This is a genomic window from Sphingomonas sp. HMP9, assembly GCF_013374115.1.
Lineage (GTDB): Bacteria > Pseudomonadota > Alphaproteobacteria > Sphingomonadales > Sphingomonadaceae > Sphingomonas.
Genome location: NZ_AP022673.1, coordinates 1,455,232 through 1,470,115, shown reverse-complemented (window position 1 = coordinate 1,470,115; position 14,884 = coordinate 1,455,232). Strand labels below are relative to the sequence as shown.

The following is a 14,884-nucleotide window of genomic DNA, read 5'->3' as shown; positions in this document are numbered from 1 at the left end:
CCGCCGCTCCGTCGATATGACGGACACGGCGGCGGACAGCCTTGACGATTTCTTGGCTTAAACGAACCAACCGACGAGCAGATACGTCCCTGCACCGATCAGTCCCGCCGCGGGCAGGGTGAGCGTCCAGGCAACGACGATGTTGCTGGCGACGTTCCAACGAACGGCGGATAGGCGCCGCGCGGCACCGACCCCCACGATCGAGCCGGTGATGGTATGTGTCGACGACACCGGGATGCCCCAGAAGGTCGCGGCGAACAGCGTGATCGCGCCGCCGGTTTCCGCGCAGAACCCCTGCGCTGGCGTCAGGCGCGTGATCTTCGAGCCCATCGTGTGGACGATGCGCCAGCCACCCGACAAGGTGCCGAGCGCCATTGCTGCCTGACACAACAGAACGACCCATAGGGGCACGTGGAATTCGCCGCCGAGCATCTTTTGCGAATAGAGTAGTACGGCGATGATCCCCATCGTCTTCTGCGCGTCGTTGCCGCCGTGACCGAGCGAGTAGAGCGCGGCAGAGATCAGCTGGAGCTTGCGGAAGCGCTTGTCGACGCCGAGCGGGGTGAGCTTCAGGCTGGTCCAGGCGACGGCAAGCACCAGCACGAGCGCGAGCAGCAGCCCGATCGCGGGCGAGGCGAAGATCGCGACGACAGTCTTGATCACGCCGCTCCACACGATCGCACCGAAGCCGATCTTGGCGATGCCGGCACCGAGCAGGCCGCCGATCAGCGCATGGCTGCTGCTCGACGGGATGCCGAGCACCCAGGTTATGACGTTCCACGCGATCGCCCCCATCAGCGCGGCGAAGATCACCTGCGCATCGATGACATGCGCCTGGACGATCCCGGTGCCGACGGTCTGCGCGACGTGCAGCCCGAAGACCGCGAACGCGATGAAGTTGAAGAACGCAGCCCATAGGACGGCATATTGCGGCTTCAGGACGCGCGTGGAGACGACGGTGGCGATCGAATTCGCCGCATCGTGCAGGCCGTTCAGGAAGTCGAACAGCAGCGCGATGCCGATAAGGCCGATGAGGAGCGGGAGGGAGAGGATCATGCGCGTCCGCCTTCGCCCGAACGCAGGACCCACCCAGCCTGTTCTCCCGCGAAGGCGGGAGCCCAGGGTCCCAATCGGCGCCGTGCACGGGATTCCTGGGCCCCCGCGTTCGCGGGGGAACAAGATTGGCGTGTGCGATCCGCTACACGCCCGCGAAACACATCAAGCATGGTCGATGACCAGCCCCTGGATCTCGTTCGCAACGTCTTCGAAGCGGTCGACGATCTTTTCCAGGCTGCTGTAGATCTCGCGGTTGACGATGAACGTCATCGGGTCCGCACTGATCTTCGAGGCCTGGAACAGCGCGCGCAGGCCGGTGTCGTGGATGTCGTCGGCATGACCCTCGATCTGGATCAGCCGCGCGGTCAGGTCGTGCAGCCGGCCCGCATTGGTGCCGAGCGAGCGGAGCAGCGGGATCGCCTCCGCGGTGATCCGCGCGGCCTCGACGATGATGCCCGCCATGTCGCGCATCTGGGCTGAGAACTCGGTCACCTCGTACAGCGCGATCGCGTTCGCCGTCCCGTTCATCTGGTCGATCGCGTCGTCCATCACGCCGATCAGGTCGGTGATCGCGCTGCGGTCGAACGGCGTCACGAACACGCGGCGGACGTCCTGCAACACCTCGCGCGTGATATCGTCGGCCTCGTGCTCGCGCTTGACGATCTCGGCGATCTGCCCCTCGATCGAGCCTTCGCCGTGGAGCAGGCGTGCGAGCGCATCGGCACCGGCGACCAGGGTCGCGGCATGCGCGTCGAACAGTTCGAAGAACCGTCCCTGCTTCGGCATCAGCGACTGGAACCAGCCCAGCATCGGAATTCTCCTTTTCGCACTCGTGCGCACGACGGGTAAGATACGTTGCGCGAACGACGCCGGGATCGGCGGCTCGCGGAAGGCAGCGATCAGCGCCTTCAGGCCGGGCTCATTGACAGCGTCTGCGGCGCGATCAAGCGTAAACCAGCGTGTGTCGCGTTGATGACGCTCGGGCCAGTCCTCGACCTGCTCGACGAAGGCGAGCGGAAACACCGTCACGATCATGTCGCGGTACCGCCCGGTGCGGCGGCGTTTCCGGTACGCGAATTGCCCGACCGACGAGGGGCAGGGAATGCCGCGGATGCCGGCCTCCTCATACGCCTCCTGCGCCGCCGCCTCGTGACTGGCGAGACCGACGATCGGATTACCCTTGGGGATCACCCAGCGCCCGGTATCGCGTGAGGTGATCAGCATCACGCGGGCATGGCCGTCGGTGTCGATCACATAGGGAAGTGCCGCAATCTGCTGGATGGTCAGGGTCCTCGCGCCCGCAGAATCGCGGGGAAAGACCGGAGCTTATACTCCGTTTCTGCGCAAGGATAGCGGTTCGGCGGCGGCGTTCACTGCCACTGCCATCGGCGCATTTCTGTCCCATTGCCGGACGCCCCAACCTTAACCACTTTTGCCACTGGTCGGATTGGTAAATGCGACGTTAACGTTTTCATCATGACCAGACGCCTAGTTCTCATCAACGAAGCCGCCCGCCATCCGCTGCGGCGTTCGCTGCCGCCACCGGTGGTCGCCAGCGCGACGAACGACGACCAGGACGTGAAGCTGTTCCTCCTCAGCTTCGCGGCGTTTTTCACCTGCTTTTACAGCTTCATTTTCTAACAGGGTCCCGTTCGCGCAGGGCAAACGGGATTTGGCGTCCGCCTACTACCTCAGCGTCTGCGAACAGCCTATCGCGTCGTCGTCACAAGCGCGGTGCAGCTTCTGCGCCAGCCATGCCGACACGAGGCACATCGCCGCGACCAGGAACAGCATGTCCTCGGGCGTCACGCCCATAGCGGTGATGCCGATGACGAGGATCGATCCGATCGTCATTGCGCCCGAATTCACGACGTTGTTCGCGGCCACGGTACGCGCGGTCTGGTCCTTCTCGACGGTGGTCGTCAGGAATGCATAGAGCGGCACGACGAACATCCCGCCCGTGATTGCGATCGCCAGCAACGTCCCCAATACGGGGATCGCGCCGGGCTGGTGGATGAAGCCCGCCCAATCGTAGAACTGGCCTGGTGGCGCCGGCGTCCAGTTGCGCGCGAGGAACGAGAACAGCACGACGAACCCGCCCATTGCGACTACCGATGCGGGCGAGAACTTGGCGGAAATACGACCCCGCAGCATCGAATTGATCACCACCGATCCGATCGCGACCCCGACCGAGAATACCGCAATCACGAAGCTTGCGACTCGCTCGTCGGCGGTCAGCACGTTCTTGACCAGCGGCGGGAAGACGATGATCAGCACCGCGCCGATCGTCCAGAAGAAGCTGATCGCGATGATCGCCAGGAATAGTCGCGGAATGTGCAGCGTCGCGCTGATCAACCGCCACGACGCGGTGAACGGGTTGTAGTCGAGCTTCAGCGGTGGGCCTTCGCGTGGCGCTGGCGGCACCTGGCGGCCGGAGAACCAGCCGATCACCGCGACGATCAGCACGCTGGCGGCGGCACCCTCGATCGGGATCCAGCCCGCGGTCACGGTGCCCAACAGAATCGCGAGATAGGTGCCCGCCTCGACCAGCCCGGTACCGCCGAGCACGTCGCAGGGTTTGAGATGCTGCGGCAGGATCGCGTATTTGATAGGCCCGAAGAACGTCGAATGGACGCCGAGGCACAATACGGCACCGAGCATCAACCCGATCCCCAGCGACGGATGGCCGGCGCGCGCGACCATCAGCCCGGTCGCGCCGAGCAGCATGATGCCGATCTCGACCGTCTTCACGATCCGGATGATTCGCGCTTTATCGTGGCTGTCCGCCAATTGCCCCGCGAGCGCGGACAGCAGGAAGAACGGCAGGATGCCGAGTCCCGTCGCCAGCGCGTTGAAGTTCGCCTCCATCTTCGGGTCGTTGAAGACCGCATATGTGGCGAACAGGACCATCGACGTCTTGAACAGGTTATCGTTGAACGCACCGAGAAACTGGGTGGTGAACAGGGGGAGGAAGCGACGTTGCTTCAGCAACCCAAGGGCATTGAGCATGACGGGAAATAGCCCTGATCGTTGCGAAAATACCGCAAACCCTTAGCCTAGCGTCATTCCGACGCCAACGCTTAAACCAGTTTCGCCCCGCGACCGACCGGTATAGAGGTGACGAGTGCTAAGCTTGCCTAATCTCCTGACATTGTCGCGGATCGTCGCGGTGCCCCTGCTGGTCTGGTTCCTGTGGTGGCCCGATTGGGAGGCGGGCTATGGCATCGCCTTCGTGTTGTACTGCCTGATGGGCATTACCGATTATTTCGACGGCTATCTCGCGCGCTCCAGCGGTGCGGTCTCGCGGCTGGGCATCTTCCTCGATCCGATCGCCGACAAGATCATGGTCGCTGCGGTCATCCTGATCCTGGTCGGGACTCGCGATATCCCCGGCATCCACGTCATCGCCGCGCTCGTGATCCTGCTGCGCGAGATCGCGGTGTCGGGCCTGCGCGAATTCCTGGCGCAGGTGCAGGTCTCGGTGCCCGTATCGCAGCTCGCCAAGTGGAAGACGACTCTGCAGCTCGTGTCGCTCGGCGGAATCATCCTCGGCGGCGCGGTGCCCGAGATGGTCTGGGTCCACACGGTCGGGATCGTCGCTCTGTGGGGCGCGGCCGTCCTCACGCTGCTGACCGGCTGGGATTATCTCCGCGTCGGCCTGAAGCACATGGACTGATCATGACGATACGGATGGTGTATTTCGCCTGGGTGCGCGAGCGGATCGGCACGGGTGAGGAAACGGTCGAGCCGCCCGCTTCGGTGGTGACGGTTGCCGATCTGGTCGACTGGCTGGCCGCTACGAGCCCCGCGCACGCGGGTGCGTTCGAGAACCGCGCCCGCTTGCGCGCTGCGATCGATCAGGATTTCGTAGCGCTCGACACGCCGATCGGCCGCGCGCAGGAAATCGCCATCTTCCCGCCGGTAACGGGCGGATGATCCATATCTCGGTCCAGCAATCGGCGATCGATATCGCCGCGGAGATGATCCGGGCCGAGGCGGCTGGAGCCGGGGCCGTCGCGACCTTTACCGGTCTGGTCCGGGCGGACGACGGGGTCGCCACGCTTGAGCTCGAGCATTATCCTGGGGCGACCGAGGCGGCGCTTCACAAGGTTGCCGAGACCGCGATCGCGCGTTGGGGGCTGAGTGCGGCAATCATTGTCCACCGCGTCGGTCCGATGCATCCGGGAGAGCGGATCGTCTTCGTCGCGGCCGCCGCGGCGCATCGCGGCGCGGCGTTGGAGGCGTGTGCGTATCTTATCGATCGGTTGAAGACCGACGCGCCGTTCTGGAAGCGCGAGACGCGCGGTGCTGACGCGCAGTGGGTCGAGGCGCGGGACGGCGATCATGCAGCGGCGGCGCGGTGGGAAGAGCGGGATAGCTGACTGCTCGGGGCCGACTTGTCTCGTCATCCCCGGATCATGTCGATCATACTGCCCAGCCTTGATCCTCCCCGGCGAAGGCCGGGGCCCAATTGGGGGACGTCTGTAATTTTGGACGGCCCCTCGTTACATGGACCTTGCCAATTGGACCCCGGCCTTCGCCGGGGAGGTGGTTTTGGCTGACGTGAATTGCCGAGCTGACCAGTTCGCTCGAGACGCTAGCCTAAACCAGCCCGAAAACATGGTCTCCCGCAAAGGCGGGAGCTCGGTCGGGGGCCACGCCTTCGCGGGGAAACAATCTTGTAGTGGGTAAATGCAATTCGGGCCGCCGCCTCCCGAAGAGACAGCGGCCCGCAAACGCACTAACCGAGCGTTTTAATTACCCAAGCTTCGGAACGCTCATGCCGTTGGTCAGGTGCACGACGCCGTTCGTTGCCTTGATGTCGGCCGTGTCGACGTACGACTTGATCCCTGCGGTATCGGTCAGTTCGATGTTGCCGTTCGGACCGATCGACGCGATCAGCGGCTGACCGGCGAGCGTCGTGAGCGTGGCCTTGCCGCCGCCCGCGGTGATCTGCGCCTTCAACTGCTCTGCCGTTACCGCGCCTGCAACGACATGGTATTTGAGGATCGTCGTAAGCGTAGGCGCCGATTCAGGCTTCATGAGCGTATCGAGCGCACCGGCCGGCAGGCGGGTGAACGCTTCGTCGCTGGGGGCGAACACCGTGAAGGGGCCAGGGCCTGCGAGCGTGGTCTGCAGCTTGGCCGCGGTTACCAGCTTGGTCAGCGTCGCACGGTTCGGCAACGTCGGCAATGCGGCAGCGATCGTCATCGTCGGGGCGGCCGTCGAAGCAGCGGGTGCTGCCGGTGCAGCCTGTGGTGCCGTCGTGGCAGTCTGCGGCGCGGTCGTGGCAGTCTGAGGCGCGGTCGTGGCCGTAGTTGCCGGCGCTGCCGGGGTCGTTGCCGGAGCGGTCGTCATCTGGGCGGTCGCGCCAGCCGCAAGCAGCAGCGTCGATGCGGTAGCAAGGAAAAGGTTGGTCTTGAAAGTCATCTGTAGCTCCGGAGATGATGGATGGGACAGGCGGGAATTCTAGCAGTAAAAAATAGGTATCGTGCGTGACGCGGTTCAACGTTTTGCCCGACAAGCCGCGGCAGGGCCGGGACGAGTCGAGCGAAACGCCGTGCCGTTCAGCTCAGTTTAGGCACGATAACACCGTTGACGACATGGACGACTCCGTTCGACTGGCGCACGTCCGCGGTCTCGACATAGCTCTTGTTGCCGTTAACGTCGGTCAGCGTAATGACCGCCCCGACCAGCGTCGCGGTGATCGGGTCGCCCTCAACGGTCGTCAACGTCGCGGTGCCGCCACCGGCTGTGATCCGCTGGCGCAGATCGTCCGCGGTCACGACGCCCGGCACGACGTGATAGGTCAGCACCTTGGTCAGCGAGGCCTTGTTCTCGGGCTTCAGCAGCGTGTCGACCATGCCGGGCGCAAGCCGCCCGAACGCGTCATTGGTCGGCGCGAACACCGTGAACGGCCCCGGACCCGACAAGGTTGGCACCAGGCCAGCGGCCTTCACCGCGGCAACGAGCGTCGACAGGTTCGGTGCGGCCGAGGCGTTGTCTACGATCGTCCGGGTCGCCATCATCGGCACGCCGCCGACGGTCGGATTGGCGACTGCGGGTGGGCCGTTCGGCACGGCCAGCGCGCCGGTGTCGGCAGGATTAGTCGACGCACTGGCCACGTCGTCCTTGGATTTGCCGCTGCACGCGGCGAGTGCCAGCGCGCTGGTCATCAGCAGCAGTGGAAGCGTCTTCGACATCGTTCGATCTCCAGCGGGAACTGGGAAACATACGATCGAAGGCCGAGTTGGTTGCGCATCCGTGCCGATCGCGACCCGGGGCATGGGATGGACGGGGCTGGCCACAGGCTCGACGGTCACTACGTTCTTCGCGGAGAAGCGGCGGAGAAGGCGAGGGCGTCTACTGAACGTCCGCCAGCGCCTTCGCCATCAACCGGAAGTCCTTTTCGCGGGGACTGGCGCGGCGCCAGACGAGCGCGATCCGCCGCACCGCATTCTTCTCGTCGAGCGGCCTTGCGGTGATGTTAGTGTTGTCGAGAATCCCCGCCTTCAGAGCCATTTCGGGAAGCATCGTGATGCCGAGCCCGTTGTCGACCATCTGGACGATCGTATGCAGCGAGGTGCCGAGCATCGTCGCTTCCGCGCGCAATTCCGGGCGGTTGCACGCGCCGAGCGCATGATCCTTGAGGCAATGCCCGTCCTCGAGCAGCAACAGCCGCGTCTCGTCGATCGCCGACGCCGGGATCGCCGGCAACGCGGTCGGCTCCTCGCCGGATGGATAGGCTACGAACAGCCGGTCTTCGAACAAGGTTTCCGACGTCACCTCGCCGCATGCATAGGGAAGAGCGAGCAGCACGCAGTCCGTCCGGCCGTTGTGCAGCCCTTCGCACGCCGGACCACTCGGCTCCTCGCGCAGGAACAGCTTCAGGTCGGGATAATCCTTCCGCAGCCGCGGGAGGATCCTGGGCAGCATGAACGGTGCGATCGTTGGGATGACGCTCATCCGCATGTCGCCTGACAAGGGCCGCCCGGCGGCACGCGCCATGTCGCCCAGTTCCTCCGCCTCGCGCAGCACACGGCGCGCCTTGTCGGCGATCCCGTCGCCCAGCGGCGTGAACCGTACGACCCGTCGCGTCCGCTCGACCAGGACCACGCCGATCAGCGTTTCCAACTCGCGCAGGCCCGCCGACAGCGTCGATTGCGTCACGAAACACGCTTCGGCAGCGCGTCCGAAATGACCGTGGTCCTTCAGCGCAACCAGATATTGCAACTGTTTCAACGTAGGTAGGTAGGTCGCAGCCATTAATCGCCTCTATCGATCATCAGATGATAAATAGAGCGTTGGATCGATTAAACCACCCCTCTTATACCGCATTGCACAACGACCGAGCGGGACAACCGCCGCGCTTGAGGATGCCTGGAGCCAAGATTTTTCCCAGGAGGCTTCCATCATGTTGACCATCGGCGACCAGTTCCCCTCGATGACCATCCCCGTCCAGCAGGGCGTCGCAGCGCTCCCCGCCGGCGAGACGCTCGACCTGACGACGGCCTATCCCGGCAAGTGGAAGGTGCTGTTCTACTGGCCGAAGGACTTCACCTTCGTCTGCCCGACCGAGATCGTCGGCTATAGCGACATCCGCGGCGATTTCGAAGACCGCGACGCCGTGCTGATCGGCGCGTCGACCGACACCGCGCACGTCCACCTCGCCTGGCGCAAGTCGGACGCGGACCTTGCCGCAGCCGACTTCCCGTGGCTGGCGGATAACGGCGCCAAGCTCGCCGACGCGCTCGGCATCGTCGACAAGAACGAGCATGTCGCGTTCCGTGCGACCTTCATCATCGATCCGGACAACGTCATCCAGGCGGTCCAGGTCAACGGCCTGAACGTCGGCCGCAACCCTGCCGAGACGCTCCGCGTGCTCGACGCGCTGCAGACCGACGAGCTGTGCCCGTGCAACTGGAACAAGGGCGACGACGTCCTCCAGCTCGCCGCGTAAGTAAACTCCCCTCCCGCTTGCGGGAGGGGTTGGGGGAGGGCGTGTCCATCTGGGCCGCCCTCTCTTTTTGTCTCCAGTCCCTCCCCTGACCCCTCCCGCAGGCGGAAGGGGAGCAGAAAGAAGTAAAATCATGTCGCTCAAGGAATTCGCGGGCACGCTGCCCGATTACGCCAAGGACATCCGTCTCAACGTCGGCTCGCTGCTGAACGAGACGCATCTGACCGATCAGCGCAAATACGGCCTGCTGCTGACCTGCGCGCACGGTTCGGGCTACAAGCCGCTTGTCGAGGCGGCCGAAGCCGAATGCGCGCCCAAGCTCAGCGCCGAGGCGGCCAATGCGGCGCGCGCGGCGGCGGCGGTGATGGCGATGAACAACGTCTATTACCGGTTCACGCATCTCGCCGGGAACCAGGAATATCGCAACATGCCCGCCAAGCTGCGCATGAACGTGATCGGCCAGCCCGGCATCGACAAGGTCGATTTCGAACTGTTCAGCCTGGCCGTGTCGGCGATGAACGGCTGCGGCATGTGCATCGACAGCCACGAGCAGATCCTGAAGAAGGCGGGCGTGACCGCCGAGGCGATCCAGACCTCGGTCCGCGTCGGCGCGGTGATGGCTGCGGTCGCGACGGTCCACGCGACGCTGTGAACTGACGCCTCTTACTACCAATTCCGTCATCCTGACGAAAGTCAGGATCCAGAGCCAAAAGCGGTAACGCTCACCGCTCTGGATCCTGGCCTTCGCCAGGATGACGGAAATTACTCTAGTGCCAGATCGCGCGGTACAGCCCGAACAGGCTGGTGATCGTCAGGATCACGCCGACCAGCACCATGAGCGTCTTGGCCGGCACGCGCTTGGCCAGCATCGCCCCGAACGGTGCCGCCAGGACACCCCCGATCAGCAACCCGACCGTCGCCTGCGTAAACGCCGCCCAGCCGAGCTGCGTGATGAACGTCGCCGAGATCGTTGCGGTCAGGAAGAACTCCGCAGTATTCACCGTCCCGATCGTCGTGCGGGGTGCGGCCCCCTGGACGAGCAGGTTCGACGTCACCACCGGCCCCCAGCCGCCACCGCCCGCCGCATCCAGGAACCCGCCGACCAGCCCCAGCGGCTCGACAATCTTCGGCTCCTTCTGCTTGGGCGGATAACGCAGGCCACGGTACAGTAGGTACACGCCGATCGACGTCAGATAGGCCAGGATGAACGGCTTGGCGGTGCTCGCATCGATGTTCGACAGCACATACGCACCCAGCACGCCGCCGATCACGCCCGGAATCATCAGCCGCAGGAACAGCGTCCAGTTCACGTTCTTGTGCAGCACATGGCTGATACCCGACACCGCGGTGGTGAACGTCTCGACGGTATGCACGCCTGCCGACGCGGCGGCCGGCGGTACGCCGACCCACAATAGCAGCGTGTTCGAGATCACCCCGAACGCCATGCCGAGCGCACCATCGACGATCTGCGCAGCGAACCCGACCAGGATGAACGGCAGCAGCGTCTCGAAGCTCACGGTCGTCAGGTCGAACATCTTTATCCTCTCGTTATCGCCGCCAACCTGCAACGGACGGCCTTATCCGACAACAAAGATAGGCTTTACCCCGATCTCCTGGATCGATTGAGCGCCACCCGCACGCTTCTGGAAATCGACCGTTCGATGCCCTAGATACGCAGATCGCTAAGGGGACTGCGCATGTCGAGCGGATTACTGGCCTATCTGAATTCGATCCGCGCACGGGACCCGGCGCCGCATTCGCGCGCCGAGATCATGCTGTATCCCGGCGTATGGGCGCTAGGCTGGCACCGTATAGCGCACAGGCTGTACCGGTCGAAATTCTATTTTCTCGCGCGCTGCGTCAATCACTGGTCGCGCTTCACCACCGCGATCGATATCCATCCCGGCGCGACGATCGGCCGCAATTTCTTCATCGACCACGGCTTCGTTGTGATCGGCGAGACCGCGGATATCGGCGACGACGTCACGATCTACCAATGCGTCACGCTCGGCGGCACCAGCCCCGACAATGGCGTCCAGGGCAAGCGCCACCCCACTATCCTCGACGGTGCGATCATCGGCTCGGGCGCGCAGGTGCTCGGGCCGATCACGCTCGGCAAGCGCTCACGCGTCGGCGCCAACGCGGTCGTCACGCGCGACGTGCCGGCGGGCACGACGGTGGTCGGCATTCCCGCGCGCGCGACGACGATCGAAGGCGGCAACGCTCCCGAAATGCCGCGGTTCGTGCCCTATGGCACTCCGTGCAGCGAGGCGTTCGATCCTGCCACGCAGAAGATGGAGATCATGCGCTGCGAGCTCGAGACGATGCGCAAGCGCCTCGACGCGTTGATCGCTGAGGAACATCCAGAGGACCGTCGCGACCGCGCATGATGAGTGACAACTGATGGGCGTCGTACCCTTCCCGACGCCGTCCAAGGCGACGCAGGTCGGCTTCGAACGGCTCGAGCTGAACCGGATTCTGGATCTCTACGGCCGGATGGTCGCAGCGGGCCACTGGCGCGACTATGCGATCGATCTCGGCAAGGACGCCGCGGTCTTCGCCGCCTTTCGCCGCGCTGCCGAACGACCCGAGTTCCGCATCGAGAAACGCCCGGCACTGCGCAACAAGCAGGGCATGTGGGCGCTGATCGGCGAGGGCGGCGCGGTGGTGAAGCGCGGGCACGAACTGGGGCCGGTGCTCGCCCCGGTCGAGCGGCGGTTCATGAAGCTCGTCGAGGACTAAAGCGGAAAGCCGCGTTGTCGATGCGTGAGCGCATCGCTCCCGAATACGCTAACGCCGTTCTCCCGCGAAAGCGGGAGCCCAAGATCAAAAACGTTACCGCGTTTGGCTCCTCGGCCCCCGCTTTCGCGGGGGAACGGTAATTGGTTAGTCAGGTGTAATCGAACGGGACAAGGCTAGATCAAAGTCCCCACGACAGGCGGATATACCCGAACTGCCCCGGCACGTCGTACGTGGTCGGGTCGTAGTTCGGCCCGGTGCAGCTGAAGCAGGCCGGCGGGTCCTGGTTGAACACATTGTTCACGCCGATCGTCAGCCCCAGCCGGTTCTCCAGCCAACCCGGCGCGAGCGTAACCTGCACGTCGCCGTAGAAGGTGTTGTCGAGCGTCTTGCCGTCCGCTTCCTTCACGCTCTTGATATAGCGGCCGGTGAACGAGGCGCGTGCCATGCCGATGTCCCAGTCGACGACCGCATTGCCCTTGAACTTCGGATAGGATTGCTCGGGTGAGCCGCGCGTCGTCCCCTGGTAGTTTGTCGTGGTGAAGCCCACCGTCGCCGGGAAGCTCTCGGCGTATTTCAACAGGATGTTGCCGTTGAGCGACAGCCCGAACGTGCCCGCCGACGTCTGCGGCGAGCGATAGACCGCGGTCACGTCGACGCCGCGGGTGCGGATGCCGCCGATGTTCTGCAACTGCGCGTTGATGCGCGAGATGATCCCGTTCGGCGTCCGGCTGATCGCCGCGCAGCTGAGCGCGTCCGCCGCCTGCGAACAGCGGCTGAGCGTCAGCGTCGCGTCGGTCGCCGCGATCGCATCGTCGACCTTGATGTCGTAATAATTCCCCTCGATGCTGAGCTGGCTGGCGATCCCGCTGGTCCGCGCCCAGCTCGGCGCATACACCGCGCCGAACAGCCATGTCCGCGACGTCTCGGGCTTCAAGGCCTCGTTGCCGCCGGTCAGCACGCTCAGCTGTCCGCCATTCGGCTCCTGATAGCTGCCGTTCGCCGGCACGCCGTTGGCGATGCAGTTGGCGCGGACGGTCGCGGACGATTGGAACGGCGATCCGGCGACGTTGGTGCAGGGATCGTCGATCGCTGCGTCGGACCGCGATTCCGCGCCGAACAATTCACCGATGCTGGGCGCCCGGAACCCCTGTGCATAGGAGGCGCGCAACAGCAGGTCGCTGAACGGCTTCCACAGGCCGCTGCCGGTATAGGTCGTGTTGCTGCCGCTGATCGAATAGTTCGAATGTCGCACCGCGCCGCCGATCTCGAGCGACTGGATGAGCGGCGTGTTGTGGATCAGCGGCACGCGCAGCTCGGCATAGACTTCGTCCGAGTTGAAGTGGCCACGCGCCGGTTGCGCGGGGATATCGGCGCCGAGCCCCGCCGTGATCAGGGGATCGGGCGTGAAGCTGCCATATTGGACGCGGTGCTCGTAGCCCGCTGCGAGACCGACGGCGCCGGCGGGAAGGTCGAACAGGTCGCCAGAGATGTTGGCGGTGTAGTCCTCCAGGCTCTGCGAACTGCGCGCGCGCTCGTCGAACGCGATATAGCCGAGCATCGCCGGTGTTACCGATCCTGCGCCACCGAAGATGTTGAACGGTACGCAGGCCCCGGTGCAGTTCGCGACGGGGCCGAGCGCCTGGGCGAGATTGGCCGCGTTGATGTTGCCCGTGAACAACTGCTTGGCGTCGTTGAAGCCGAGGACCGCGTTGACGTCCCAATAGAATTTATGGCCGCCGACGTTGAAGGAGCCATCGAGCGTTGCGGTCGCCGACATCGTGTCGACGGTCTGCGAATAGGTCCGCTGGCCAGCCTCGACGAGGCGACGACGCACCGTCGAGTAGTTTGCGGGACCATTGCCCGCGCCGCCTGCTGACAGCGTGTAGCCGAACGGGTTGTACGGGTTGGTCGCGTCGACCGAGATGGTGTCGAGCAAATTGCCGTTGCCGGCATCCGGCCCGATCACGAGCGGCAGGAATGCTGCCTGGTTCTGCGAATTACGCCGCGTATAGTTTAATTTGACGCGCAGGTTCACCGTGTCGGTGAGTTCCTGCTTGGCGCTGACGAAGAAACCGTAGCGCTCCGACGGGGTCAGGAAATAGTTGAACGGCGAAAAGTTGAAGCGGTCGGCGGAGGTGAACTCCTTGAAATCGCTGTTCGGGCCGGTCGGGTTGGCGGCATCGTAGCGCGGCCGCCCGAGGATAGGGGCCGACTTCAGCGTCAGGTTTCGGCCACCGACCTGGAAGAATCCATTGGGGGTCGCGCCCGAACAGCCACCGATTGGTTCACTACACGCCAACTGGCCGGGATTCGGAAACTGCGAGATCGACCGATCACGCGTGCTGACCGATTCCTGCTTCACATAGCTGCCGCCGAACACCACGCTCGTCCGCGGCGCCTGGATGCCGTAGCTGACGTTATAGTCCTGCGTATGCCCGTCGCCCTGGCGGAACGTGCCGAACTGCGCGGAGGCCTTCAAGCCCTTCTGCGATGATTTGGTGATGATGTTGACGACGCCGGCCAACGCGTCCGAGCCGTAGAGCGGCGACTGGCCCGATTGCAGCACCTCGATGCGTTCGATCGATCCGACCTGGATTGTGTTCAGATCGACGGTCGAGGGAATGCCGCTCGCCGATGCGCCGTTGACGAACCGCAGACCGTCGACCAGCACCAGCGTCCGCTTGGCGGTGAGATAGCGCAGGTCGATCTCGGCCGACCCTGCACCGACGCCGCCACCGTCGGGCGGATTGCCGATGTTACCCGAATTGTTGACCTTCGAATTCAGCCCGCCGGCCGCGCTTGGTAGCCGCTGGAGGACGTCGGCGACCGAGGAAAGCCCGGTCCGCTGGATCGATTCCGCATCGACCGTGACGACCGGCGATGGCTGGTCGAGCGGACTACGGCGGATGCGCGATCCGGTCACGACAATTTCGTCCCCGCCAGGCTGGTCGATGGTCGGGTCGGCGGCCTGCACGCCCTCGGCGGCCGGTGTCGTTACCGATTGCGCGAAGGCCGGCATCGCCGCGAGCATCGCTGCCAATGCCAACCCGCTGGCGCCGGCATATCTGGCCGCGCTGTTGCCCGCGCTGTTGGCCGCGCTGTTGAACGTCTTGAACCCACGCATGAACT

General features: G+C 64.5%; 16 protein-coding genes. 8 read left to right on the top strand and 8 right to left on the bottom strand.

All coding sequences use genetic code 11. The features are described 5' to 3' along the window. Positions 1 to 57: 57 nt before the first annotated feature. Both HMP09_RS06500 and HMP09_RS06495 read right to left on the bottom strand, forming a co-directional pair. Positions 58 to 1,056, bottom strand: coding sequence for an inorganic phosphate transporter (locus HMP09_RS06500; protein ID WP_176499687.1), 999 nt, complete (start codon positions 1,054 to 1,056; stop codon positions 58 to 60). Positions 1,057 to 1,218: 162 nt separating this feature from the next. Then, positions 1,219 to 2,337 (bottom strand): DUF47 family protein, encoded by a 1,119-nt coding sequence (locus HMP09_RS06495; protein WP_176501612.1) that lies wholly within the window; start codon positions 2,335 to 2,337, stop codon positions 1,219 to 1,221. Between the two features lie 195 nt (positions 2,338 to 2,532). On the opposite strand from HMP09_RS06495, the gene HMP09_RS06490 reads away from it, so the two are divergent. Continuing rightward, positions 2,533 to 2,697, top strand: a complete 165-nt coding sequence (locus HMP09_RS06490) for a hypothetical protein (RefSeq protein WP_176499686.1) — start codon at positions 2,533 to 2,535, stop codon at positions 2,695 to 2,697. A 45-nt stretch (positions 2,698 to 2,742) separates the two neighbouring features. Here HMP09_RS06490 and HMP09_RS06485 read toward each other — a convergent pair whose 3' ends face one another. Further along, complete coding sequence (locus HMP09_RS06485; protein ID WP_176499685.1) at positions 2,743 to 4,065, bottom strand: MFS transporter; 1,323 nt, start codon at positions 4,063 to 4,065, stop codon at positions 2,743 to 2,745. A gap of 115 nt (positions 4,066 to 4,180) precedes the next feature. On the opposite strand from HMP09_RS06485, the gene pgsA reads away from it, so the two are divergent. From pgsA to HMP09_RS06470, 3 genes are read left to right on the top strand one after another with little or no spacing between them, the layout of a single operon-like run. Further along, entirely contained in the window at positions 4,181 to 4,732 is a 552-nt protein-coding gene (pgsA, locus tag HMP09_RS06480; protein ID WP_176499684.1) for a CDP-diacylglycerol--glycerol-3-phosphate 3-phosphatidyltransferase, read from the top strand. Between the two features lie 2 nt (positions 4,733 to 4,734). After that, positions 4,735 to 4,992, top strand: coding sequence for a molybdopterin converting factor subunit 1 (moaD, locus tag HMP09_RS06475; RefSeq protein WP_176499683.1), 258 nt, complete (start codon positions 4,735 to 4,737; stop codon positions 4,990 to 4,992). Beyond that, positions 4,989 to 5,438: a molybdenum cofactor biosynthesis protein MoaE gene (locus HMP09_RS06470; RefSeq protein WP_176499682.1), complete on the top strand. Its 450-nt coding sequence runs from the start codon at positions 4,989 to 4,991 to the stop codon at positions 5,436 to 5,438. The genes moaD and HMP09_RS06470 overlap by 4 nt, the downstream gene beginning before the upstream one ends. A 376-nt stretch (positions 5,439 to 5,814) precedes the next feature. Here the strand turns inward: HMP09_RS06470 and HMP09_RS06465 are convergent, their stop codons facing one another. From HMP09_RS06465 to HMP09_RS06455, 3 genes are all read right to left on the bottom strand, one after another. After that, positions 5,815 to 6,486: a fasciclin domain-containing protein gene (locus tag HMP09_RS06465; protein WP_176499681.1), complete on the bottom strand. Its 672-nt coding sequence runs from the start codon at positions 6,484 to 6,486 to the stop codon at positions 5,815 to 5,817. Positions 6,487 to 6,623: 137 nt separating this feature from the next. Next, positions 6,624 to 7,259, bottom strand: coding sequence for a fasciclin domain-containing protein (locus tag HMP09_RS06460; protein WP_232090723.1), 636 nt, complete (start codon positions 7,257 to 7,259; stop codon positions 6,624 to 6,626). Between the two features lie 160 nt (positions 7,260 to 7,419). Beyond that, positions 7,420 to 8,322: a hydrogen peroxide-inducible genes activator gene (locus tag HMP09_RS06455; RefSeq protein WP_176499680.1), complete on the bottom strand. Its 903-nt coding sequence runs from the start codon at positions 8,320 to 8,322 to the stop codon at positions 7,420 to 7,422. 148 nt (positions 8,323 to 8,470) lie between these two features. Here HMP09_RS06455 and HMP09_RS06450 point away from each other — a divergent pair, with 148 nt between their 5' ends. Continuing rightward, positions 8,471 to 9,016: a peroxiredoxin gene (locus tag HMP09_RS06450; RefSeq protein WP_132738959.1), complete on the top strand. Its 546-nt coding sequence runs from the start codon at positions 8,471 to 8,473 to the stop codon at positions 9,014 to 9,016. A gap of 130 nt (positions 9,017 to 9,146) precedes the next feature. Next, the gene (locus HMP09_RS06445) at positions 9,147 to 9,665 is read left to right on the top strand and encodes a carboxymuconolactone decarboxylase family protein (protein WP_176499679.1); all 519 of its coding nucleotides are present in this window, start codon (positions 9,147 to 9,149) and stop codon (positions 9,663 to 9,665) included. 115 nt (positions 9,666 to 9,780) lie between these two features. On the opposite strand, the gene HMP09_RS06440 is transcribed toward HMP09_RS06445, so the two are convergent. Continuing rightward, on the bottom strand, positions 9,781 to 10,548 hold the full coding sequence (locus HMP09_RS06440; RefSeq protein ID WP_176499678.1) for a sulfite exporter TauE/SafE family protein: 768 nt from the start codon (positions 10,546 to 10,548) through the stop codon (positions 9,781 to 9,783). 162 nt (positions 10,549 to 10,710) lie between these two features. Between HMP09_RS06440 and epsC the strand changes: the two genes are divergently transcribed. Then, on the top strand, positions 10,711 to 11,403 hold the full coding sequence (epsC, locus tag HMP09_RS06435; protein ID WP_176499677.1) for a serine O-acetyltransferase EpsC: 693 nt from the start codon (positions 10,711 to 10,713) through the stop codon (positions 11,401 to 11,403). A 13-nt stretch (positions 11,404 to 11,416) separates the two neighbouring features. Continuing rightward, complete coding sequence (locus HMP09_RS06430) at positions 11,417 to 11,755, top strand: DUF2794 domain-containing protein (protein ID WP_056057761.1); 339 nt, start codon at positions 11,417 to 11,419, stop codon at positions 11,753 to 11,755. Between the two features lie 178 nt (positions 11,756 to 11,933). Here the strand turns inward: HMP09_RS06430 and HMP09_RS06425 are convergent, their stop codons facing one another. Further along, positions 11,934 to 14,879 (bottom strand): TonB-dependent receptor plug domain-containing protein, encoded by a 2,946-nt coding sequence (locus HMP09_RS06425; protein WP_176499676.1) that lies wholly within the window; start codon positions 14,877 to 14,879, stop codon positions 11,934 to 11,936. Positions 14,880 to 14,884: the final 5 nt, after the last annotated feature.